Here is a 24,108-nt window from a genome sequence, read left to right on the forward strand (position 1 = left end):
TTCGATTTCATTTATTTAGCTGGAGCCGTATTCAAATTGGTATCAAGCCCGTCCTGCGCCATCTGCTTCGAGCGCTGCAGCACCGTTTCCGGCGATTCGCCTTTCATGGCGATCGAGCCTGTGATTTCCCCGAACAATCCGCCGAGCGGAAGGAAGACCGGCTGTACAAAGTCCGTAATGTTCATCATGAGCTCGATATCCTTCTCGCTGGCCAAATTTTGCTTCTCGGCATCTTCCCGCTTCAGCTTATCGATGCGGTCCCACAGAATGAAATCCTGCCAGATCGTGGCCACTTCCTTCGGCTTCTTGGCGTTCGCAGGCATATACCACATAATAAAGTTCGCAACGTTATTCACATATTCGGAAGCCTTCGGCCCTTTAGGGAAATAGACGAAGCCTTGCTCGTCCGTCATCGTCTTGCGCTCGGCGCCTTCCCACAGCTCGCCGGTGACCATCGCCGCTTTCCCGCTGCTGAACAGAGTCTGCGATTCATTGTAATCATCGTTGCCGTCATTCGGAGCGATGACCTTGTGCGTGTTGAACATATCGCCCATGAAACGGAGCGCTTCAATCATGTTCGCATTCTCGGCGGGGAACATCCATTTGCCGTCCTTCTGCTCCATCATCGTCCCGTTATTCGCATAGATCATGATTCTTGCCAATGTGCCGGCCTCGTTCGCAAGCCCCCATTGATCGATGACCCCGTCGCCGTTCGTATCCTTGGTTGCTTTCTTGGCAATATCAAGGAAGGTGTCCCAATTCCACTTATCCTCGGCGATCAGGTCGTGCGGATCCGGCAAGCCTTCGCGTTCAAACAGCGTCTTGTTATAATACATTCCTGCGCTGCCCGTGACGCGTTCCGTGAATCCGTACATCTTGCCGTTCCAGGAACCGAAGTCCTTGATTCCCTTCGGCCACTTGCCCTCATTGAAGTCGAAATAATCATCGATCGGCTGCAGCAGTCCTTGATTAACGGCGGGGATGGCGTGATATCTGTCCAGCGCCACGATATCGGCGACCGGCGCTCCCGAGAGGGCGGCAGCCGTGATCATCTGGATCGGTTCGCCCCAAGGCACCTTAACCCACTCGATCTTCGTATTATACTTCTTCTCGATTTCCTTCTGTCTGGCGATTACGAGATCGCCTTCTTCCGTACCGGCCACCGGCTCGCCGTACCACAGCATGATTTTGATGGATTCGCCCTTCATATCCAGAGCCGGCTGCTCGGGCTCGGCCGGCGGCTCTTCTTGAACGGGCGTCTCTTTATTTGCATTCTCCGCTGCCGGTTTGTCGGCGGGCTGCTCCCCATTGCCATTCTTGCTGTTGGAATTGTTGCTGCATGCGCTTACAAATAAGAGAACGAATATAGCTAGGAATAGGAGCATTGCCTTTGTCTTTTGCACGTATAAACCCCTCCAGTTTGATTAATGGCCTCTCAGACTCTTCGACATAGGGCGCACATTCGGCATGCACCCGGATAGCGTCGACCACCCCTTTCATTCCACTTACAAAATCTTAATACCCGTAACATAACAACTGGGCAGGGAGGGTGTAAATAACGGGATTTATCCTGTTTGTATCCATATTCGTCAGAAGGCGGGAAGATGAATTGGCGGAAACCTTTTTTATTAAATATTTACAAAAAAAACTTCTCTATTTAATAAAAACAAAATACGCTGCTAGTAGTATGGATGATGTACTTCTAAATCGTTGATAACCGGGAGGAGAGTAAACATGAAACTGGTTCTGATGGGCGACTTGCATTATCACGATATCGATGACGGCATTCCGGAATGGTCCGCGGCGCGTGAAGCTTATTATCAAACGGTGCTGGCTCGATTTCTCGATGTCGCGGCGGATTATCACATCTCGCTGGGCGATTTGACGAATTTAGGATCCATCACGGAGCTTCAGGATGTCTACCGCATGCTTCGCAGTGAAGACCGATCGTTTATTCATGTATTGGGCAATCATGATTTGTACGCTCAGCCAAGATCGGACGTGCTTGCCATAACCGGCGGCCAGCGTTATTACGCCATAATGACGGAGCGAGCGATGCTGGTCTTCCTGGATACTTGCCTGGAGATGTCGCCGGAGGATTGGAGCGGCTCGGTTGATGAGGAGCAATTGGAGTGGCTGGAAAGCATGGTTCAAGCCTCCGGAACGAAGCCGCTGCTTCTCTTCGGCCACCATCCGGTATACAACACGACAGCACGGTCAGAGCTAAGCAAAATGTCGATCCGCCCGGAAATCGATATGTGGCGCATCTTGAGCCAGAAGCGGGGCATCGGGATTTACTTCAATGGACATACGCATGCGGATTCGATCGTCGAACAGAATGGCTGGCTGTTCGTACAGCTGTCGGCCTGTCTGGACCAGCATGGGTTCCGTATGGTTGAATTTACGGATGAAACGATTGAAATATCGGCAATCGATCTGGAGGAAGAAGGCTTGCTGGATCATGCGGAAACGTTATATTCCCATATGAAATACTTTTCGCCTAACCCGAACGCGCGGGGGAAGGATACGGATCGGGGCTGCCGGATTCCTCTCATGCAAGCGAAGCTGCCGGAATGAGGGGGGCACGATGAAGAGAAGCAGCATGCACGACAATTTTTTCAGAGGGCTTGAGGCGCATCGAATGATCGCTTCCATCAAAGAACCGAAGCATATCGAGATCGCTTTGGCTCATCGCCATCGTCTGAGCGGCGTGTTTCTGCTGACCGGCCACATAGGCGTCGTGAAGGGCTATGTCGACGTATTCAAGGAGCATCAGCTCCCGGTGTTTCTCCATCTTGAGAAAATCGGCGGCTTGAGCACGGATTTCTACGGTTTGGATTATTTGGCCAAAGCAATCAAACCGACCGGCATCATCACGACGAAAACGAATGTCGTCAAGACGGCGATGAAAATGGGGCTGCTCACGATCCAGCGGTTCTTCCTGATCGATACCGAAGGGCTGGAGAACATCTCCAAAAGTCTGTGCCAAGTAGAGCCCGACATCGTCGAGGTGATGCCTGCGCGTATTCCGGAGATGCTCAGGATGGTGAAAGCATTCACGCCGCTTCCGATCTTGACCGGCGGATTGTTATTCGAACAGGGACAGGCAATCGAATGTCTCAACAACGGGGCGGTTGCCGTCACGACCTCCAAGCCGGAGCTGTGGCAGCATTTGAATGTTTCACAGGATAAGGAGCCAAGCATGAACCGCAGCAAGCTCTGCAGCAATTTATAACCGAACCGTACACATGCAAATTCATATAATCTTATCAATCCGGTAACACGGAATTAATAGTTCTCTCTTATGATGATGATGAAAAGTAAATAGCACGGGTTGGAGCATTGGAGAAACCTTATCAAGCCATGGACGAACATGTCCGCGGCTGGATTAAGGTTTCTTTTTGCTGCGACCGCACAAATTTATCGGTGAAAAGGTGGAGGGAATGAAAATGGTCAAGAAGCTTATGTTACTCTCGCTTTCAGTCATGATGGTTGTCGTATTGGCGGCATGCGGGGCAGACGGGAAGAACGCGGGGGCGAAGAACACGACCGGCACGAGCGGCTCGACCGATTCAGGGGCTGCGGATGCTGCGCCGGCGAAGAAGATCACCATTAAGTATTGGTATGCTTTCGGCGAGAAGATTGAGGAAGCCAAGCAAAATATGGTGAAAGCGTTCAACGAATCGCAGGACCGCATCGAGGTGATCGCCGAGCATCAAGGCAATTACGATGATTTGCATGCGAAGGTGCAGGCTGCATTCGCGGCGGGCGACGCTCCTGCGGTCACGGACCTCGAAATCGCATCTACCGGCGTGTTTGCCCGCTCGGGCATGCTGCAAGAGCTGACGGCTTTCGCCGAACGCGACAAAGACAAGCTTCAGCTGGATGATTTTAACCCGGGCTTGATGGGGAACGCCTATGTCGATGAGAAGCTGTACGGTCTTCCTTTTATGAGAAGCACCCCGATTCTCTATAAGAACGTTACGCTGCTGAAATCAGTCGGGCTGGATCCGGAGGGTCCGAAAACATGGGACGAGTTGGAGCAGTACTCGCGCGTCCTGAAAGAGAACGGAAAACTCGGCATGACGCTCCCTGCGGATATTTGGTTTTACGAAGGATTGGTCGCGCAAAGCGGTGGTACGGTTCTGACCGAGGATGGCAAAGCGGCAGCGTTCAATTCGCCTGAGGGCGTAGCGCCGGTGGAATTCTGGAAGAAGCTGGCCGCAGAAGGACTGATCAAGATTCCGGTAGGCGATGAAGCGGGAGCTACGGCGGACAAGGACTGGGCCAATCAGATGTCTGCATTCAAGTTCGCCTCTACGGCCGGCGTATCGGGAAGCTTGGAGATTGCCAAAGGGAATGGCTTCGAGCTGATGACGGCATTCATGCCGGCTAACAAGAGCTATGGCGTTCCGACCGGCGGCTGTCAGCTCGTCATCACATCCAAGCTCAGCGACGAAGAGAAGGAAGCGGCATGGGAATTTATCATGTTCATGACTTCGAAGGAAAACACCATCTATCAGCATAAATATGTCGGCTACCTGCCGACTCGCATGTCTGCCGTAGAGAGCGATGAGATCAAAGCACACTTCGAGGCCTTCCCACAATACAAAGTAGCCGTCGATCAATTGGAATACGCCAGACCGCGTCCGATGGAAACGGCGTATCCGGAAGTAACGAAGATCATTAAAGAAGCGATCGAGAAAGCGATCCTGGATCCGAAGGTGTCGCCGCAGGATGCCATGAATGCGGCGGCGGAGAAGGCCAACAAGCTGCTGGGCAAGTAACAGCCATCATTGGTGTGCGAGAGATAGCCTTCGAAGGCGGAGGGTTATCTCTCAACCCAAGTTGAACATAAAGAGAGGTGTGCAGCATTGAGCAACCAGTGGCTGTCGGCGGTAAAGGTCATCCTGTTCGATATGGACGGTACGTTGTATCAGGAAGATACGTACTTGGAGCGCTATATTCGCTATTTGTTGGAAGGAACGGCTCATGAGCTTGAAGCGGATGCCGCCATGTATGTGGGAAGATCGATTCTGTCCGGCGAGCATGCTTTCCAGATCGGACATTTCTATCACAAGCCGACAGATCGGATCTTCGTCCGTCAAGGGGATACCTTCCTATATAGCTTGTCATGGGAGGGAACGAGAACGGCGCCGTTCCATGTCGACGATGCTTATCTTCGGTCGCAAGCGATATTCTCGGATATGATCCACCTTGGCGATCCTTGGTGCATCGCAGCCGTCATGAGCCATAAATACGGAATCGGCAAAGAGAAATTGGAGCAGGCTTTCCGGCGGGTCCGCAAGGAAATGATTCTCGAGCCCTATCGGTTCCCGTACCGGAGCGAGTTGTTCCAAGCTCTTGGGGAGCTGGACGCGGTGGACAAGAAAATCGTCATGACGAACACGTATCTGGAGTCCGGTCTTGAATTTCTCAACTATATGAATATCCATCATCTATTCGATGAGGTTCATTGCGGAGCGGAGAAGCCGGACGGCATCGAACGGTACATGGAATCATTGCTCCAGCAGGGCTATCAGCCGCATGAAATCCTATCCATCGGGGATAACACATGGAACGATCTGCATCCGGTTAAGCGGCTGGGAGGCAGAACCTGCTTCATATCTCCTTACAACAGCGCGGATACGGAGACATGGGATATGCAGTTAACGACGCTTCAGGAGTTGGAGCAGCTTCTGCGCAGCATCCAGCAATTGAAAAGTTTGATTGCGAAGTAATCTTTCGAAGTAGGGGCGCTGCGCAGATAGAATGTTCTTCCGATCGCGGTTGTTCCCGGATTTCTCTGAATCAAATTTAAATGGTTGAATTCCGGGAACAAAGACGACCGCTGACGCTTCTTCAGAATCATTCTTCCTGCTTCGCATGTTCGGGTAGCTGTGCACAACAAAACTTGTAACAGGAGGGAATTGCAATGGCGCAGATCGAGCTGAAAAATATTAGCAAGAAATTCAAAGACGATGTCGTTATTGAGGATTTGAATTTGACGATCAAGGAAGGATCGTTCACGGTTCTCGTCGGTCCGTCCGGCTGCGGCAAGTCAACGACGCTGCGGATGATCGCAGGTCTTGAGAAGCAGAGCGGCGGCGAAATCTGGATTGGCGGCAAATGCGTGAACGATACGGCACCCGGTCAGCGGGAAGTAGCCATGGTGTTTCAAAACTACGCCCTGTATCCGACGATGACGGTTCGCGGCAATATCGAGTTCGGTCTCAAGAATAAGGGGATCCCGAAGAAGGAGCGCCATACGCTCATAAGCGATATCTGCGAGATCGTCGGCCTTACGCCCCATCTGGACAAGAAGCCGCAGAACCTCTCGGGTGGGCAGCGGCAGCGGGTTGCTCTTGCCCGCGCCATGGTGAAGAAGCCCGAGGTGTTTATTCTGGACGAACCGTTATCCAATTTGGATGCAAAGCTGCGGAATCAGATGCGGACAGAACTGATTCAGCTTCATAAGCGGCTGGGCACCACATTCGTCTATGTGACGCACGATCAAGTGGAAGCGATGTCGATGGGCGATGAGATCGTCGTCATGGACAAAGGCGTTATCCAGCAAGCGGACTCCCCGCTTAAGCTCTATCACGATCCGGTGAATTTATTCACCGCCCAGTTTATCGGCACTCCGGCGATGAATGTGATGAATATCCAGGATGCTGACGGGCTGGACATCGAATCCTCCATTCCAGTCCGTTATGTCGGTTTCCGGCCAGAGCAAGTGATGATCGGATCCAATAAGCACTCGGACGGATATATCCTGGAGGGCGAGATTATTACCCGCGAAAGCTTGGGCGCGGAGAATATCTATCAAATTCAAGCTCGCGGCGGCATGTTCTTCGTGAAAAACTTCCTGGAGCCGATCGTGAAGGCCTCACGGGTGAGCGTCGTAATTCCTTATGAGCATCTCTATTATTTTCGGGCGGACGGGGAACGGATTCGCGAGGTCTTTGTACGTCCGCAGCAGCTCGTGAGCGCCGGAGGTTTGTAAAATGACTGTTTGGGAAAAGCTGCGGCCGTACAGCATGGTCGCGCCGTCGATCATTATTTTCTCCTTATTTTTTATTTATCCGATCTTCTACATGATCTATTTGAGCATGTTCGACTGGAATTTCGTCAGCCCGACCAAGACCTTCGTTGGACTGCAAAATTTCAAGGACCTTCTGCTGGACGCCGACTTCCGGAAGGTGATGTCCAATACCACGATTTATACGCTGCTGACGGTTACGTTAACGACGGGTTTGGCTCTGCTGCTCGCCCTTTGGCTGAACAGGAAAGGAGTATTCCATGCATTCGTGCAAGGGGCGATCTTCAGTCCGCATATTATCTCCCTGGTCTCGATCTCGCTGCTGTGGAGCTGGCTGATGGATCCGGAATACGGTCTATTGAACTGGGTAATCGGGCTGGTAGGCTTCGGCAAGCTGCAATGGCTGTCCCATCCGAGCACGTCGCTAGTTTCGCTCGTGATTGTGGCCGTATGGAAGGGGCTCGGATATAACACGCTTGTCTTCATAGCCGGCTTGCAGAGCATTCCGAAAGATATCTATGAAGCGGCCGCGCTAGATGAATCGAAGCCGTGGACCACCTTCATGAAGCTTATGCTGCCGATGCTGTCCCCGACGATTTTCTTTCTGGTCATTATCAATATGATCGGCTCCTTCCAAGTGTTCGAGACGATTGCAATCATGACGCAGGGCGGCCCGATCAACTCGACGAATACGCTTGTCTATTATATCTACGAATATGGCTTCCGTTTCTTCAAAATCGGTTACGCATCCGCGGCGGGAGTCATTCTGCTGTGCATCGTCGGCGTATTAACCATCATCTATTTCAAGCTTCTGTCGAAGCGCGTCCATTATCGGTAGGAAGGGGGACCACTCATGAAAACAGTAAACGAAACCGCCGGCGTCACCGCAAATCGAGCAATTATCGGAGGATCAACGGCCGGTATACATCATAAGCGGGCGGTATGGAAGTCGGCGGCAGCTTATCTGCTTCGTGCTGCCAATATCCTCTCCTTGCTCGTCTTGGTACTCATCTTTGCCCTGCCTTTCGTCTGGATGATATCGACCTCGCTGAAAACGATGCCGGAAACGATGATATTCCCGCCTGAGTGGATTCCGAGCAATCCCGTATGGCAGAACTACATCGATGCTTGGAATACAGGTCCGTTCATGAAATACTTCACGAACAGCGTCATCATAGCGGTCGGAATTCTCATTCTGCAGATGGCAACGATTATACCGGCGGCCTATGCCTTCGCGCGCTATCAATTCGCAGGATCTAAGCTTCTGTTCGGGATTGTCATGGTCACCTTAATGATCCCTGCACAGCTCATATTTCTGCCCGTCTATCTGGAGCTAAGCGCCTGGAAGCTTCTCAATACCCATCTGGGCCTCATACTTCCGTTCGCCTCAAGCGCCTTCGGAATCTTCCTTCTCAGGCAGGCGTTCATGCAGATTTCCGAGGAACTGGTTGAAGCGGCGAGGCTGGATCATGCCAAGGAATGGAAAATTATCGCGAAAGTAATGGTCCCGCTTGTGAAGCCGGTATTGGTTACCTTCACGCTGTTCAGCTTCATTGCCCATTGGAACGATTATTTCTGGCCGCTCGTAATGACGACGAACGAGACGGCGCGTACGCTGCCGCTGGGCATTGCGAAGATCAGGGAAGTCGAGGGCGTTGCCACATGGAACATTCTCATGGCCGGCAATCTCATCCTGGTCGCCCCGATTCTCGTCGTGTTCTTCTTCTCGCAGCGGCAAATTATTCGCGCTTTCGTATACAACGGCGTCAAATAATAGTCGAAAGGATGATATGGAATGACGACAATCGTTGCGCACCGGGGATGGTCGGGAGCTGCGCCGGAGAACACGCTAGCCGCATTCAAGCTGGCTCTATCGGATGCAGATATTGCTTGCATCGAATTAGATGTACACTTATCCAAAGACGGCGTTCCTGTCGTGATTCATGACCATACGCTGGACCGCACGACGAACGGAACGGGCTTCGTTCAATCCTTGACTTATGAAGAGCTGCGCAGCTTGGATGCTGGCAGCTGGTATGCGCCGCAATATCACGATGAGAAGCTTCCTACCCTGGAAGAGGTGCTCCTGCTTACGAAAGGGCGCTGCAGGCTCGCGGTAGAATTGAAGAAGATTGGGAACATGTACGAGGGGATCGAGCAGAAGGTCATCGATCTGATTCTCCGATATGAGATGAAGGAGCAAGTCGTGTTATCTTCATTCGATCATGATTCGATGAAGAAAGTAAACGAGATTGATTCATCCTTCATGACCGGTCTTATTTTCCTGGGTAATCCGACGCTGCTGCTCGAACAGCTTCAATATACGGGAGCAAGAAGCATTTCCATCCATCATGCTTTTATAACCAAGGCATTAATGGATCAGATGACCGAACATGGGATCGATGTCGGGGTATGGACGGTGGATGACACGGCGATAATGGCTCGAATGATGGACCTCTATCCCGCCGCGCGCATTACGACGAATTACCCGGACCGCCTGCTGAATCTGATCCGGGGCGAAGCTGCGCTTAGATAATCGGATGGAAACGCCAGCATGGATCACCAGCCGCGCATTGCGCGGTTTTTTGCTGTTAACTTCTCTATTCAGAGACGACCAATCGCTTTCCTTCGTAACATTCGTTCCTGCGCTCAGGGTTGCGTTTTACATGTTTACCCCTATTATGCAGCTTATTGAGTCGAGCCGCATGAGATTGCGCAATAGGTACAAGTGTGCTTAAATAGGTGCCATATCGATTGCGATAAAGCAGGAATCGGACTTATTAAGGAGGACTACGATGCAAGTACATACTCGCTTATGTGATGTGTTGGGGATATCCGCACCTGTCATACAGGCCGGGATGGCGGGCAATATTACTTCGCCTTCATTAGTTGCCGCCGTATCGGAAGCGGGCGGATTGGGGACTCTGGGAGCGGCCTATATGGGCAAAGACGCACTCCGGCGGGCAATCCGGGAGATCAAGACACTGACACGGCGTCCTTTCAGCGTTAATCTGCTCCTATACAACCCGCCTGAGAAGCCGTTTGCAGCGGACCCGGCTTTAATCGAATGGGTCAATCTGATGCGATCCGAGGTTGGACTTACGACATGGGATGGCCGTATTCCAACGGATGAAGAGTCGCTTGACGAATGTTTCGACGTCCTTATCGATGAGCAGGTGCCGGTGTTCAGCGTCGCGTTCTCCTTGCCCGGCAAATATGGAGCCGCCGCAAAATCGGCGGGGATGAAGCTGATCGGGATGGCAACCACCCTGGATGAGACCCTTGCATTAGAATTGGAAGGCGTCGATGCCATCGTTGCTCAAGGGGGTGAAGCGGGCGGACATCGTGGAACGTTCGCAATCAAACCCGGCAGCGATGGGGAGGTTATCGGCACGCTTCCTCTCGTATCGCTGCTATGCGAAGCGATGCCGCATATTCCGATTATCGCAGCGGGAGGCATCATGAATGGGCGAGGAATGGCAGCCGCGCTGCTGCTTGGTGCAGACGGCGTACAGTTGGGCACGCGATTCCTTGCCTGTACCGAAAGCTTGGCTCATCCGGTATATAAGAGCAGCTTATTGAACGCCAAGGAAACCGATCTCACCCTTACGCGCGCATTCTCGGGCCGCCCAGCCCGGGGGATTGCCAATCGAATGACGCAATCATTCGAGGAGCGGAGGCTGGACCCGCTGCCATACCCGCTGCACAATCAACTAACGCGCGAGATTCGCGCCGCGGCGGGCAAATTGTCGGCACCCGGCCACATGTCCCTCTGGGCGGGGCAAGGGGCGGCACAGTTAAACCGGGATGACGAATCCGCCGGCGATATTGTGCGCAATATCGTCCGTGAAGCCAAACAGCATTTGTCCGGTGAGAGATTTTGAGCGAAGCTTGTCCAGTGTGGAACAGAGTGGAGGCAGTGAATGAATGGCTACGTACAGAGGGAATGAGATAGAATTCCGCAAAAACAAAAAGAATGCTAACCTAATGGGTTTCGCATTCCTTTTTGTTTGCGGGTTGATCTTTCAGCATAGCCGTTTCATCCGTTATTAGCGGCCGCCAGGAGCTTAACATCGGCTCGGCCGGGACAATCTCGATTCTCGTGTGCGTTGCAATGGGAACGCACTTCCTGCAACGAGTTTCGATACCCGGTTGCAACAGATGAATGCAGGTGAACAGCTCAACCCCCTTGGCGTCAATCGCACTTACGCACAATTCGCAGTCGAGGCTCTGCCCCATTTCGGTTTCGATCCACAGACGACGACCGGTAAGCTTATAGGAAAGCGATCCTTGGAGGGTAGCGATGTTACCTTCACCTTCTTCCAGTATATTGCCGCAAAGGCACCACTGGTAGTCAACCGGGAAGGCCATCAGTTTGGGCCAGGCTTCGAACTCGCCGCACCATCGAACTGGACTGGAACTGCAGGAAGAACAGTCGGGTCTAATGAATTCGGTTACTTGACCCCGTTCACACACCGACCAACGGTCCAGAATATCGAGCTGGGGAACCGGCGTATCGTAGGTTATCCAATCCAGTTGCAGCTCGCCTCCCGTGAGAATAGAACGCCAAGCTCGCACTTTTGCGTAGCGGCCTTTCGTGGTGCGGATGCCGAACACGACCTCTTCGTGTTCAAGGAATGGGAAGAATGGAGGCAGGACAACCGGAATGAGCTGCAGCGGAATGTCGCGTCCTGAGAGCGGGAGCCTCGAAATCTGCACCGGCGTTAATGCGTCGAACGAGGTCCCGGTAATAGTCAAGCCCGTCGGACCGTTCGTTGAGAGTCCCATGGAGGGATTCCAAATCAGGTCGGTTTCAGGGGAAACGTTACTGCGGATCGTTCCGGAATCGAGATCGACAGTAAAACCGGTGAGCGAGGAGTACGACCCTTGATTTTTCACAGGAACAGAACTCGATCGGATGATGGAGCAGTGAAGCTCCAGATCATCGAGAATCACCGAGTTGAGAGTTATCCCGCCTCCGATCGGTCCGAGCGGAATTGCCGGCAAGTTATACGGAGCGCTGATCACGCCGGCAATCAGATGATTCGCGATGCCTTCGCCCAGCGTTTCTAAGATGGACAGAACTATCGCCGCTACGATCGCGCCGATGATTCCTCCGAACAAGTCACCGAGTCCCAAGGACACCAGCCACACCCACCATTCGATGTCGATATCGGTATCGACAGAAGGAGTCGAAGCGGTAATGGTGATGGAGCCATTGCCTAGAGCGATATCTACAAAGAAAGTAATGTTTGATACCGCCGACCAACCCGTACCTGAAGCCATGACCTGGCAATCCACGCGAACGCGGTTCCCTTCTACTCGCGCCTCCAGCTTGGTGAGCGTTCCCCGGCCACCCGGCGCGGGTATATGCCGGTTCAGACGGAACGGGGTATCGAAGTCAGTCACTGGCCGATTGAGAGCTTCAGCCACACGCGGCCGCAAAACCTTGGCCAGCAGCCAAAAGTTACTCATCATCACCAGTGACTGGCTGCCAGCCGGGATGAAGGAGCTTGTAACGCCGCCGATGTTGCCGCCTGAGTCATTCGCCATGCGAATGCCGAAGGTAATACAGTCGCGATCGATAGCCGTGGTGTCGTTGACGGTGGTAACCTCGATGCTGAAGATCGTGGTCGGATTCGAATCATCCACGACAGGAATCGGCGGCGTTAGATCGATACGGCGGATTGCGGTTTGAAGTTGTTGGACCACCGTGCCCGCCATCATGTTCTGCGTCTGTAGAAGGGTCAGTCCGGCAGTTGCCAGGGCCGGTGCCAAAATGGCTTGAGAGGCCGCATCGAATTCCAACGTGACGATTGGCGCACCGTTGTTGAAGTCCAACGCAGCAATACGGTTCCCCATTGTGGCGATCATTTCGATGTTGTCGACGATGGTGATGATACCGCCCAGCGGCTCAAGCGTTAAAGCGACCGGTGCTGTGATCTGAAGCTGAGAGTCTGCAAAAGGAACGGTCAAACCCATTTGCGTCGGGGGCCGATCCAGGTCGGCGACAGGAGTGTTAAAGTTCAGGTTGGCCGTCCCTACAATGCCATTCAAATTGATCGGCATTCTCATGGATGACGGGAAGAGACCGCCGGCAAGGAAGGCTGTTTCGAGCTGGTTGTTCAACTCTTCCTCAGAGATTTGGACAAGCATGTCGAAACCAGATGTTCGATCAAGTGCCATGAAGCGTTACCCCTTTCCCGTCGGTCCGCAGCCGTAAACCTCGTTACGACCGTCTTTTACCTTTGGAGCATGTCTAATGTCTCCCACTTTGCCCCCAGGATATGCTGAGGCGGATAAGTCTACGATTTTAACCCCTGGGCCAATTAAGCTCACCTCTTCTACCGCACGGCGGGATCGTGAGAGCATTTTTTGCTCCGCGCGGGACAAGCTCACACCGGCATGAATCAGGCTCTCAACGGGCTTTGCAAAGAAAAAATGTGCATTCGCCGCGTCCTTGGCGAGCCAGTCGATGACCGTCTTGTTGGCGTCTTTCAGTTTGTCGAGCAAGCTTTCCGGTAAGGCAACCAGCTCGACGTCCCGATTATTCGGTTTTTGGAAGAGGCGGCACCGGTCAGCGTCTGAGGGGATTTGGAATTCAGTCCCCGGAACGAACCGAATGTTAATCTTTGTTTCGTAGCCCTGTGGCACCTTGGCAACCATCATTTTGTTCCTGTCGCTTGCGCCTGCGTTGAATGCCGGGTCACTTATGGCAGGATTTACTTCCGTATACATGTACATGCCTCCTTGGCTTGGTCTCTTTGCTAGATTGCTCAAGATCCCCCTTCATTTTTTACAAATCAGATTACCTTTATCCAACATGATAAACATTCGTTTCCATTTCGTCTCGACTCAAGGGACTATCCAAATCACAGATGTACCCTGGCATAAAATAGTGAATCGTGAATTCATAGACCAATGTTCGGTTTTTTGTCATGCTTAGACGGACCAAAAAAATATATTTAGAAATTTAGCATAATCTGAGAAACTTTTGAGCCGGATCTTACGTTAAAGAATCAGAATCCGAGCTGTTCAACTGAAAGTAAAAAAAAATGGAGGATGAACCTATTGAAAAAGACTCTGTCCACGGTTATTGCTTTTGTCATGATGTTTACTTTATTTCTTCTACCGCAGGCACAGGCTGCTTCCGCAATAAAAATTTACATTGATGGGGAACTCCTTGCAACAGACCAAGCGCCGGTAGCAATCGGCGGACGCACCTTCGTCCCGATGCGCAGCATTTTCGAAGCGTTGGACGCGACCGTTGACTGGATTCCTTCAACGAAGACCATTTCCGCAACTAAAGGAGCCATAACGGTTGTCATGAAGCTCGGCGCGACAACGGCTACGATTAACGATCAGAAAGTGACGCTCGATGCCCCGGCACGCGCGATGAATGGACGGACACTGGTGCCGACCCGTTTCGTGAGCGAGGCGCTGGGAGAGGAAGTACTGTGGGATCCTAGCTCGCAGAGCGTCATAATTACGACTTCACGGTCGCATGAAGTTTCCCCCGTTCAATATGTAAGCGCGGGAGCAAGCAATCAATACGGAGACGGGCGCGATCTGTACGTCAGCTTCACACCGCCGTCCAACCAGTCGAATGTGAGCCATTATCGGATTCTGGTCACCAAGGCTGGGAATGCTCCATCCTTCGATCTGGCGAAAGCTCAGCTGGTACGTTCATCCAACTACACCGTCGTCAAAACGAATAACGCCGGCCAAAGCATCTCGCTCACTTCGCAAACGCGCGATGTGGACGGAGCGTTATTATCGGCTAACCAGTCCTATCGGGTATTCGTCTTGACAGTCGGCAAGGATAGCTACGCATTGTCGAATTCATCGCCTACGGTTACGTTGACGAATTCAATCGTGAATGCCGCAACGAATGTCAAGATCACCGACGTGAACGATAACGGAGACGGCCGCGATCTCTCGGTCAGCTTCAACAAAGCCTCGAACGACAGCAATATTACCGGCTACCGGGTCATGATCGTGAAGAGCAAGGATGCGTCCAAGTTCGATCTGACCGCCGCGAATGCCGTCACGAGCGCTTATTACAACGCGGTATCGAAGAACAATAACAGCACGCTGACGACCGTATTCAACTCTACTTCCAGAGATACTTCGGGCGAGCTCATCAAGAACGGCGTATCTTATGTGGCCTACGTTCTGTCCGTGAGCGACAGATCGGTCGCATCGCTGAACAGCCTGTCGTCCGCTTCAGCCGCAGTTACGCTCGGCATTTCTACGCAGGCGCCGGTGATCACGAAAGTGGCCGATGTCAGCAATTACAATAACGGCCGCGATTTGCAGGTTTCCTTCAACAAATCTTCCGATGAGTCGCGCATCAGCTATTATCGGATATTTGTCGTCAGAGAGGGAGACTATTACAACTTCAATGTAACCGAGGCGAATAAAGTATCTTCCGGCAGGTATCACGACGTCTCGAAGAACGGGAACAACATCACCCTGACATTGCCATCGGGCATGAGGGATGTGAAGGGCAACAGCATTACGAATGGCGTTGCTTATCGCGTGTTCGTAATGGGGGTCGTGAACAACAATGCGTCGATTCCGAATCTGCTGTCCGTCGCTTCGCCTAGCATTACCTTGTCGAATTCAGGTGTTGGTACGGTATCGAATCTATACGTGAACGATATGACGGATTTTAACACGGGCCAAGATCTGTGGGTATCCTTCACCAGACCGGCGGATGAGACGAATATTAATAGCTATCGCATCTTCGTCGTGAAAGCGGCGAATGCCGGAAGCTTCTCGCTGGCAACGGCGAATGCGATTACGAATTCGAACAACTATACAACCTTCTATAAGAATGGAGGCAATTTCAGCCAGGCTCTCACCTCCAGCGCGCGCGATGTGAATGGGGCACTGATTACGGAAGGCGTTAAATACCGCATTTTCGTCATGTCCGTAGGCGGAGGATCCTTCAGCGGCAGCAATGCGCTGTCCGCCCCTTCGGCCGAAATTACGCTCTCCGGCAGCAGCATCGCAGCCGTAACGAATGTCGTTGCAAGCGATGTGAGTGATTACAACAACGGCCAAGATTTGAAGGTTTCCTTCACCAGAGCGGCGAACGAAACCAATATCAACCATTACCGCGCTTTTGTCGTGAAATCGGCGAATGCGAGCAGCTTCAAGCTGGCGAATGCGAATGCGATCACGAATCCAAGCAATTATACGACCATCCCTAGGACGGGAGGCAATATTGAACAAGTGTTGTCATCCACGGCAAGAGATGTCAATGGCGCATTGATTAAGAATGACGAGAAGTATCGCGTCTTCGTCCTATCGGTAAGGGAAGGCAATTATTCCGGCTCGAATGCGCTGTCGGCCGCATCGAACGAGATTACGCTGACGAATAACGGCACGGTTGCAGCCGTCCGGAACGTAACGACGACGATCGTCGATAACAAAGGCAATGCCAGCGATGTTCAAGTGACTTTCAGCAAGTCGACGACGGAATCGCTGGTGAGAGAATATCGCGTGATCATCGTGCCATCCAGCCTGGCCAATACCTTCGACGTGTATGATGCCCAAAGTGCTGTTGCGAACGGATATTCCCAGTATGTCAGCAAGTCGGACAACAGCGTGCGATTGGCGGCGAACCTCAAGGATTCGCAAGGCAATGATCTTGGCAGAGGCGCAGGCTACACGTACCGTGCTTTCGTCCTTGCCGTAAGCAATACTAACGGATCGTTGGATGCATTATCGGCCGGTTCATCGAATATGTTCTCCTTGGCCGCTCTGCCAACCGTATCGGCCCCAGAGGTGCAGAATGTAACGGCTAATCAGGCTGGAGCATCGTCTTCTATAAGTGTTACCTTCACCAACTCGGATGAGAACGGGGTCGCGCACTACGCCGTCCTCCTCGTACCGCAGCCGGCAAACGGCTTGACGGAGGCCGAAGCAACGGATTATTACAAGAAGGGCAACTATACGCAGGTTGCTAAATCATTGAGATCCGTCGACCTCTCGAGCGGAAGCGTCGATGTGAACGGCACGCCGCTTGAGTACAACGTGACTTACAGAGTATATGTGCTGACCGTGGCGGACGGATCGAAGGCAACCGTGAATCGGCTGTCCTCTTCCGCGCCTACCGTGACGCTGTTCGAATCATGATGGGTACCGTCGAACACAGGCGAGCAGCCTGCAGCGACATGACCGAACGATAAAGCAGTGAAATCGAGGAACCTGAGTGCCGGCATGTCCGGCAATCGGGTTCCTCTTTCATTATGGCTGGAAGAAACGGAAAATTAACGAAACTGTCCCATATCGTCCATATCTCTATTGCTTTATGGATGTAAGGTTTGGTTATACTGTAGGAGTGGGCGGATGTAAGGACATCAAATCATTAACAGAGGTGATTGTACAGATGGCGAAGAACCAGACCAGTGTCATTATTGAAAATTCCTTGCTCAACTTGCTGGAGGATCCCGCATTCTTACCGACTTTACAGGAGGAAGCCAGAACGAAAGCCTTTCATTCGTTGGCTTCTATTCTATCGACACCGAACAAGATTCATAAGTCCTTCCTGCGCATTCCGCTTGATAACGGCGAGGTTGTGCGGATTCCGGCTTTCCGGACGCAGCATAACGATACTTTGGGTCCGTACAAAGGCGGCATCCGATTCCACGAATCGGTCAATGAAGAGGAAGTCATCAACTTGGCCGCGCTGATGACGCTGAAGAATGCCCTTCACGAGGTCCCGTTCGGCGGCGGCAAGGGCGGCGTCGCGATTAATCCGCGCAATTACTCGGCCCGGGAGCTTTATTTGATCTGCAAAAAGTATGTCCAGTATTTCAGTGATATTCTCGGGCCCGACAAAGATATTCCCGCACCTGACGTTGGTACCGGACAGCGCGAGATGGACTGGATGATGTCGGAATATAAGAGCATTAATCCAGGCAAGCCTTACCGCGGCAGCTTCACCGGGAAAAGCGTCTTGAACGGCGGTTCGCTTGGAAGAAGAGAAGCTACGGGCAAAGGCGTTTACTTGACCTTCCGTTATTTGATCCATGATTTCGTTACGAAGCATCAGCGCAATTTGGCAAGCGGCAATAATGCCTTCGGACATACGGCGCTTGGCTATATGAATCGTCCGTTGACCATGGCCGTGCAAGGCTTCGGCAACGTGGGTTCGGTTGTGGCGCTGGAAGCTTCCCGCTGTACATATCTGACGAATAAGGTCGTTGCCGTCAGTGACCGTAATATTACGTTATATAATCCCGATGGGCTTGATATACCTGCTCTTATTTCGTATGCCGGCACCCATAACGGCGATCTCCCTACCACGCTCGAGGGGATCTCGGAAGCGGGAGTAACGGCGCAGATTATGGGCCGGGAGGATATTCTCTACATGAATGTGGACGTATTGGTCCTGGCTGCTCTGGAGGATCAAATTCGAGTCGATAATGTCGATCGTATTCAAGCTAGAATCATCGTGGAGGGCGCCAACGCACCTGTGAGCGGAGAAGCGGATCAACGGATAACGAATAATGGAGGAATCGTCATTCCGGATATTCTGGCGAATGCAGGCGGTGTTATCGTCTCTTATTTTGAATGGCTTCAAGGCAGGGAAACCCAGTTCTATAGCGAAGAACAGGTCTTCGACCTCTTGAACAAGAAGATGCAATCGACGATGGATGCCGTGTATCCGTCCTATTTCGAAAGCGCCCGTTCTTTGCGCCAGACTTGTTACAATTATGCGGTGATGAAGCTCTCGACTAACTTGTACATCCAAGGGAAATTGTATTAATGTCTCACGGCGCATGCTAACGCCGCTGAAGCAGCAGAACTTTCTCGCAGCCTCCGGATCCGATGGATTTGGAGGCTTTTCGATGTTCGCGACAGGAAATGTGTACAATCCGTGGAATCGTCATCACGGTACATGTCGAAATTTGCCGAATCCAATAAATATGTATACCCGGAAGCAGACGGATTGTTTTATAATAGAGGGAGATGAAGATGTAATTTTTTTCACAAACATATGGAAGGAGGTATGCATTCATGGACAGGCTCAAGCTGTGGATGAAAGCCTCCCGGTTTCGCGTGCTGCCGGTCATGGTTATACCGGTCTTTCTTGGCGGCTTAGGGGCATATGCGTGGAATGGAACCTTTCACCCGCTGCTGTTTCTCATCACGCTGCTGGGTTCAGCTGCTGCTCATTTATTCTCGAATATGATCAACGACCTCTGGGATTTTCGCAGCGGCGTCGATGTGGCTGCGAAAGAAACGGCGGCCGCCATCTCGACCAATTCGGGTTTCCTGGCTAACGGTACCATGTCGGAACGGGCATTCGCTTTCGTAACCTGGCTGTTCTTCTTCCTTGCTCTCGGAAGCGGCGTTGCCGTCAGTCTGGCAAGCGGCTGGTGGGCACTCTTATTCGGCGGTCTGGGGGGATTGATCGCCTATTTCTATGTCGCCCCGCCGCTTAAGTTCGGTTATCGCGGGAAAGGCTATAGTGAAATTGCCATTCTGCTTTCCTTTGGTATTTTGCCTGTAATGGGAACTTATTATGTGCAAGTCGAGCAGTTTGGATATCGTCCGCTGCTGCTGTCGCTCCCGGTCGGACTTTTGACGACGCTCGTTTTATTCAATCATCATTTTCTCCATTGGCAGGCGGACCGCCAAGCCGGCAAACGAACGCTCGTCGTGGTATGGGGCCCGCGGAAGTCGCTTGTGTTTTCTAGAATGCTGGCGATATTGGCCTATGTCTCGTTAATTGCCTGCGTATTGTTCCAGGCGCTGCCTTGGTATGCTCTCATTGCTTTAATAACGATCGTACCGCTGTTCAAGGTTTACGGATCCCTTGGCCCGGAGAATGATTCAAGAGCCTATCTCCCGCTGATGGGCGCGTCGCTCCAAGCCTCCGTGCGATGCGGGGGCATTACGGGTCTTGCTTTGCTGGTGCATGGACTGATTCAATAATCATCATATCGATCATGACAATCATGATTAGCAACAAGAAAGAGGTGCTTCGATTATGGAAAAGCAGCAAGTGTTTGGCGATTTTCATACGATTCTATCCGAAGGCGAGGTTTGGAAAATCGGCGGCTTTCCGCTGCCGGACGGTACATTCTGGTCCTATCGCGAGCCGGACGCGGTCGTCATTGTCCGCAATGGCATTCTATACGTACGGGCACCGCTCAGCCGGTCGAATGATCAAATCCAAATTCTCGACAACGCGAAGCATATGTACTACTCGGTTGAGCAGGTTGAAGTGCCGGAAGAAGGCGAAGTGAGCTTCGAGCTGCAAATCCGGGCGCGTTCGCAGAATACGGCGCCAGGCGATCTGTACGACGGTTACGTGTCGCTGAATCTGCTTGATTTTTCGACGGGCGCTGCGCTTGACTTCTTTGCAGGCAATGACAAGTACGCCAGTGTATATGCGGTTCTGCCGTTCCCTGGCGTTCAAGTGCCGCAATCGGACAAGACCCGATATTTCTGCGTCTTCAAGGAAGATACGAATTTCAAAGCAAGAGAATTCAACACCTATAAAATTACGTATCATCGGGGCAATGATGAGGTCGTCTTCTATGTGAACGGGGAGGAAGTGCGCCGGGAGAAGGGTGTGCCGATCAAGTTCAACCGCTTCACGATCGCGCTTGGCATCATGACGGAGAAGGATCTGACCCCGGAGGGCAGCGTGTCTGTCCATGGCCAGACGGTAATAGGCGAATGGTCGCCGGTAACGGTAACATACAAGGATTAGCAGCTTAGCTTATTCATTGGCGAATGTCTGCGCAACGAAGAGGGCCGCAGAATGCGGCCTTTTTTTGAAAGCATATAAGCGTTCGGAAGAATACGGGCGGGATGGGGGCTGGAAGCAGAGCTTTCGGTACAGACAGCATGAAGGGAGAATTGCAGACATGTCTCTATTTGAAGCCATCAAAAACAAGTCCATAATCGAACTAATTGCAGTTATAAATCAATGCGAGCCGGATGATCTCAACGTGCAAGACGCATTGGGCAGAACGCCGCTGCATTACGTCATCACCCAGAAAGCGCCCATTGAACTTCTTGCGGCACTGCTTGAGCACGGGGCCAATCCGGAGCTTCAAGACAAGCTCGGCCTGACGGTTCTGCAGAAAGCGATCAAGTTCGGCAATTTAGGTGCCGTCGATCTGCTGCTCTCCCGCGGCGTGGAGTTTAATCATCCGGCAGGCATTATGCATACCTATTGGTTCCAAGCCAGACATTATCCGCTGATGGCTGACAAAATGCTCGCAACCGAAGGCTCGCTGCGGTTAACCTTGACCCGGCTCGAGAAATCCGTCATTGAAGAAGCGATATATGCCGAGCACGAAGAACGCATGGCGCTGATGTCTAAATTGGATACGCCGGAGCTCCTGCATGCCTTTGTGCTTCATTTTAACTGGGATGATGCGATCGAGCCGCTGAAGGTCATTATCGATCACCCGGAATGCAAAGAAATTACGGCCTATGAAATGTTTGATTTGCTGGAGGGCGATTACTGGCTGAAGAAAGAGAATGTCGCTCAGCACGAGCGTGAATACCTCGAACTGGCGAACGCTATTCTGGCCAGATTTCCGCGTGTAGGCGGTTTGGGAAAGTGATCCGTGAAACGCAAAAACGGGATCGAACCGGGTGAACCGGTGCAATAGGGGGGCTATGATGGTTGTTTTGGATACGGATGCGGGAGTGAAGCTTATTCTCCTGCCAAAAGGCGCGAATACGATTGAGGTATTCCTCATACAGAAAATTGCCGCCGGCTCGGGTGTACGTTTTGAGCTGAAAGATACCTTTCTCTTCCCCGACATGGAAGCGTTCATCGCATTGCTAGGCAGACAGCTTAAGGGCGATTGCGATTATTTTGTTTTCCCGGCCAGGGAGCAGGAGCAGGATTTGACATGGGAGTTCGATGGCTTGGGTGTTTCCGGTTATTTGGTCCGGGTATATTTCTATAACGATAAAGTAAAATGCTCCTTTATCATCGACAAGGACACTCTGAAGCGGTTTTATGATGATTTACGGCAGGAGTTTACCCGTTAATTCTGGTCAGGAAGCTTAAGTGTATACCAGCAACAGCGGTGAATATTGGAATAACTTAAAATCCAGTGGCTGGCGAATAATAGCTGACGAGCCATTTAAGGGCGTTACAGCGGCGGTCCGAACGGAGAATAAGTCACAAATCGTTGGTTATTTGTGTGATTGTAATCACAAGGGCAGCAGGGCCGCGTTGAGTATACTTGGTTCATACCAAGTCAAGCGAAAGCGGGGAACGATCATGCTAAACAACAATACGATCGCCGTCATCAAATCGACGGTTCCGGTTCTGGAAGTACATGGGACTGCAATCACGAAGCGTTTTTATGAAAGAATGTTCAAGTCACATCCTGAATTATTGAATATATTCAATCATGCGAATCAAAAGCAAGGCAGACAGCAAACGGCGCTCGCCAATGCGGTCTATGCCGCCGCCGCGAACATCGATAAATTGGAATCCATCCTGCCGGTGGTAAAGCAGATCGCCCACAAGCACAGAAGTCTCGGCGTGCTGCCTGAGCATTATCCGATCGTCGGCGAGAATCTGCTGGCTGCCATAAAGGAAGTGCTAGGCAGTGCAGCTACGGAGGAAATTCTTGAGGCCTGGGCGGATGCTTACGGCGTCATCGCAGATGCATTCATTGGCGTTGAAGCGGAGATGTATAAGCATTCCGAAGAACAGGCCGGAGGCTGGGCGGGCTATAGAGCCTTCATCGTAGAGAAGAAAATCAAGGAAAGCGACGTTATTACTTCGTTCTATCTCGTGCCGCAGGACGGGAAGGCCATTGCCGGGTTCGAGCCGGGACAATACGTTAGCGTCAAGATGGATATTCCGGGGGAGCGCAACACGCATATCCGTCAATACAGCCTGTCCGACGCCCCGGGAAAACCGTATTATCGGATCTCGGTAAAGAAGGAAGCGGGCGAACCCGATTGCCCGGCAGGGAAGGTTTCTGTTTACTTGCATGAGCAGATCAATACCGGTGAGACACTTTGGCTATCAGCGCCAGCAGGAGATTTCACACTCGATCAGAAGGATGCGCGCCCCGTTGTTTTGCTTAGCGGCGGCGTAGGGCTGACGCCGATGATCAGCATGCTCAACACGCTGGCAGAGACGGCTCCGGATCGTCCGGTCACCTTTATACATGCCGCACGGAACGGGAAGGTTCATGCGATGAGAGAGCATGTGGAGCAGCTTGCTCAGAAGCTTCCTCAGCTGTCGGTTTATTGGGTATACAATCTGCCGACGGAAGAAGATGCGGCAAGCGGAGCGTTCCATAAAGAAGGCTATATTGATCTCGAATGGCTCCGGAGCAAGGTGCCGGCTTCAGATGCAAGCTTCTATTTCTGCGGCCCGGTTCCATTCATGAAAGCGATGAACCAGGCGTTGAAAACATGGGGGGTTGCCGAGGCGGATATTCATTATGAGTTCTTCGGTCCCGCCGGAACATTGGATTGAAGCCCGAACCACGCTCAAACGGTGCAAGCGAAATAAGCTGCTTGACTAATCGCCGGCCGTCTTTTGCGCGCGCAGGAGACGGTTCACCGTTTCGCGGCGAAGACCGATGAATTGTCCGATTTCGTCTTGTGTCAGGATATCGGTTATGGTTTCTGGCTCGATATAACTCCGGAACCACGCTTGCAGCTTGAGCAGCTTGTCTGCGGGGGCGACCTGCGTCAGTTGATCGATCCGCTGCTGCATCATGCGCAGCTTCTCTTGAAGCACCAGAGCGAGGTCGCGGCACTTGCGCGGATCCTCTTCCAGCTGCCGGTACCAGTCCGATGCCGGCAGAATGTCGATCTCGCTCGTAACAAGCGCGATCGCGGTGCCGTAATACGGGTTTGGACTGATAAGGGAATGATGCGGGATGACTTCGCCAGGCGTAATAATATTGACCAGAATCGCAGTGCCGTCTTGATGAATGCGCATGATCTTCAACAGACCGCTTCTCAGATGAAAGAGGGGACCGGCTTCGCCTTGGCGGAATAACGTCTCGCCTTTATGCAGGATCATGATGGCCGTGGCCTCCTTC

At 52.1% G+C, this 24,108-nt stretch carries 20 protein-coding genes; 16 read left to right on the plus strand and 4 right to left on the minus strand.

Annotated features, from left to right (window positions below; translation table 11 throughout):
• Positions 1-11: 11 nt before the first annotated feature.
• On the minus strand, positions 12-1,403 hold the full coding sequence (locus L1F29_RS14155) for an ABC transporter substrate-binding protein (protein WP_258388943.1): 1,392 nt from the start codon (positions 1,401-1,403) through the stop codon (positions 12-14).
• A gap of 331 nt (positions 1,404-1,734) precedes the next feature.
• On the opposite strand from L1F29_RS14155, the gene L1F29_RS14160 reads away from it, so the two are divergent.
• From L1F29_RS14160 to L1F29_RS14200, 9 genes are all read left to right on the plus strand, one after another.
• The gene (locus L1F29_RS14160) at positions 1,735-2,577 is read left to right on the plus strand and encodes a metallophosphoesterase family protein (protein WP_258388944.1); all 843 of its coding nucleotides are present in this window, start codon (positions 1,735-1,737) and stop codon (positions 2,575-2,577) included.
• 10 nt (positions 2,578-2,587) lie between these two features.
• Positions 2,588-3,235, plus strand: coding sequence for a glycerol-3-phosphate responsive antiterminator (locus L1F29_RS14165; RefSeq protein ID WP_258388945.1), 648 nt, complete (start codon positions 2,588-2,590; stop codon positions 3,233-3,235).
• Positions 3,236-3,449: 214 nt separating this feature from the next.
• Entirely contained in the window at positions 3,450-4,787 is a 1,338-nt protein-coding gene (locus tag L1F29_RS14170) for an ABC transporter substrate-binding protein (protein WP_258388946.1), read from the plus strand.
• Positions 4,788-4,874: 87 nt separating this feature from the next.
• On the plus strand, positions 4,875-5,741 hold the full coding sequence (locus L1F29_RS14175; protein ID WP_258388947.1) for an HAD family hydrolase: 867 nt from the start codon (positions 4,875-4,877) through the stop codon (positions 5,739-5,741).
• Positions 5,742-5,935: 194 nt separating this feature from the next.
• The gene (locus L1F29_RS14180) at positions 5,936-7,006 is read left to right on the plus strand and encodes an ABC transporter ATP-binding protein (RefSeq protein ID WP_258388948.1); all 1,071 of its coding nucleotides are present in this window, start codon (positions 5,936-5,938) and stop codon (positions 7,004-7,006) included.
• A gap of 1 nt (position 7,007) precedes the next feature.
• Complete coding sequence (locus L1F29_RS14185; RefSeq protein ID WP_258388949.1) at positions 7,008-7,880, plus strand: carbohydrate ABC transporter permease; 873 nt, start codon at positions 7,008-7,010, stop codon at positions 7,878-7,880.
• Positions 7,881-7,895: 15 nt separating this feature from the next.
• A complete protein-coding gene (locus L1F29_RS14190) occupies positions 7,896-8,816 on the plus strand; it encodes a carbohydrate ABC transporter permease (protein ID WP_258388950.1) in 921 nt (306 codons plus the stop codon).
• 21 nt (positions 8,817-8,837) lie between these two features.
• Complete coding sequence (locus L1F29_RS14195) at positions 8,838-9,578, plus strand: glycerophosphodiester phosphodiesterase (protein ID WP_258388951.1); 741 nt, start codon at positions 8,838-8,840, stop codon at positions 9,576-9,578.
• Between the two features lie 259 nt (positions 9,579-9,837).
• A complete protein-coding gene (locus L1F29_RS14200) occupies positions 9,838-10,926 on the plus strand; it encodes an NAD(P)H-dependent flavin oxidoreductase (RefSeq protein ID WP_258388952.1) in 1,089 nt (362 codons plus the stop codon).
• Positions 10,927-11,026: 100 nt separating this feature from the next.
• On the opposite strand, the gene L1F29_RS14205 is transcribed toward L1F29_RS14200, so the two are convergent.
• Together L1F29_RS14205 and L1F29_RS14210 are read right to left on the minus strand one after the other, a co-directional pair.
• Positions 11,027-13,228, minus strand: coding sequence for a hypothetical protein (locus L1F29_RS14205; RefSeq protein ID WP_258388953.1), 2,202 nt, complete (start codon positions 13,226-13,228; stop codon positions 11,027-11,029).
• Between the two features lie 6 nt (positions 13,229-13,234).
• Positions 13,235-13,780, minus strand: coding sequence for a hypothetical protein (locus L1F29_RS14210; RefSeq protein WP_258388954.1), 546 nt, complete (start codon positions 13,778-13,780; stop codon positions 13,235-13,237).
• Positions 13,781-14,113: 333 nt separating this feature from the next.
• Here L1F29_RS14210 and L1F29_RS14215 point away from each other — a divergent pair, with 333 nt between their 5' ends.
• The 7 genes from L1F29_RS14215 to hmpA all read left to right on the plus strand — a co-directional run bounded on the left by L1F29_RS14215 (position 14,114) and on the right by hmpA (position 23,534).
• Positions 14,114-17,188, plus strand: a complete 3,075-nt coding sequence (locus L1F29_RS14215; protein ID WP_258388955.1) for a copper amine oxidase N-terminal domain-containing protein — start codon at positions 14,114-14,116, stop codon at positions 17,186-17,188.
• 253 nt (positions 17,189-17,441) lie between these two features.
• Positions 17,442-18,824, plus strand: coding sequence for a Glu/Leu/Phe/Val family dehydrogenase (locus tag L1F29_RS14220; protein ID WP_258388956.1), 1,383 nt, complete (start codon positions 17,442-17,444; stop codon positions 18,822-18,824).
• A 251-nt stretch (positions 18,825-19,075) separates the two neighbouring features.
• Positions 19,076-19,996: a prenyltransferase gene (locus L1F29_RS14225; protein ID WP_258388957.1), complete on the plus strand. Its 921-nt coding sequence runs from the start codon at positions 19,076-19,078 to the stop codon at positions 19,994-19,996.
• A gap of 55 nt (positions 19,997-20,051) precedes the next feature.
• Positions 20,052-20,780 carry a DUF6081 family protein gene (locus L1F29_RS14230; RefSeq protein ID WP_258388958.1) on the plus strand — a complete coding sequence of 243 codons (729 nt, stop codon included), beginning with the start codon at positions 20,052-20,054 and terminating at the stop codon, positions 20,778-20,780.
• Positions 20,781-20,937: 157 nt separating this feature from the next.
• Positions 20,938-21,645: a DUF4274 domain-containing protein gene (locus L1F29_RS14235; protein WP_258388959.1), complete on the plus strand. Its 708-nt coding sequence runs from the start codon at positions 20,938-20,940 to the stop codon at positions 21,643-21,645.
• A 58-nt stretch (positions 21,646-21,703) separates the two neighbouring features.
• Positions 21,704-22,081: a hypothetical protein gene (locus L1F29_RS14240; RefSeq protein ID WP_258388960.1), complete on the plus strand. Its 378-nt coding sequence runs from the start codon at positions 21,704-21,706 to the stop codon at positions 22,079-22,081.
• A 235-nt stretch (positions 22,082-22,316) separates the two neighbouring features.
• A complete protein-coding gene (hmpA, locus tag L1F29_RS14245; protein ID WP_258388961.1) occupies positions 22,317-23,534 on the plus strand; it encodes an NO-inducible flavohemoprotein in 1,218 nt (405 codons plus the stop codon).
• Between the two features lie 45 nt (positions 23,535-23,579).
• Here the strand turns inward: hmpA and L1F29_RS14250 are convergent, their stop codons facing one another.
• Positions 23,580-24,089, minus strand: a complete 510-nt coding sequence (locus tag L1F29_RS14250) for a Crp/Fnr family transcriptional regulator (protein ID WP_258388962.1) — start codon at positions 24,087-24,089, stop codon at positions 23,580-23,582.
• Positions 24,090-24,108: the final 19 nt, after the last annotated feature.

The sequence above is a fragment of the Paenibacillus spongiae genome (genome assembly GCF_024734895.1).
Classification (GTDB): domain Bacteria; phylum Bacillota; class Bacilli; order Paenibacillales; family Paenibacillaceae; genus Paenibacillus_Z; species Paenibacillus_Z spongiae.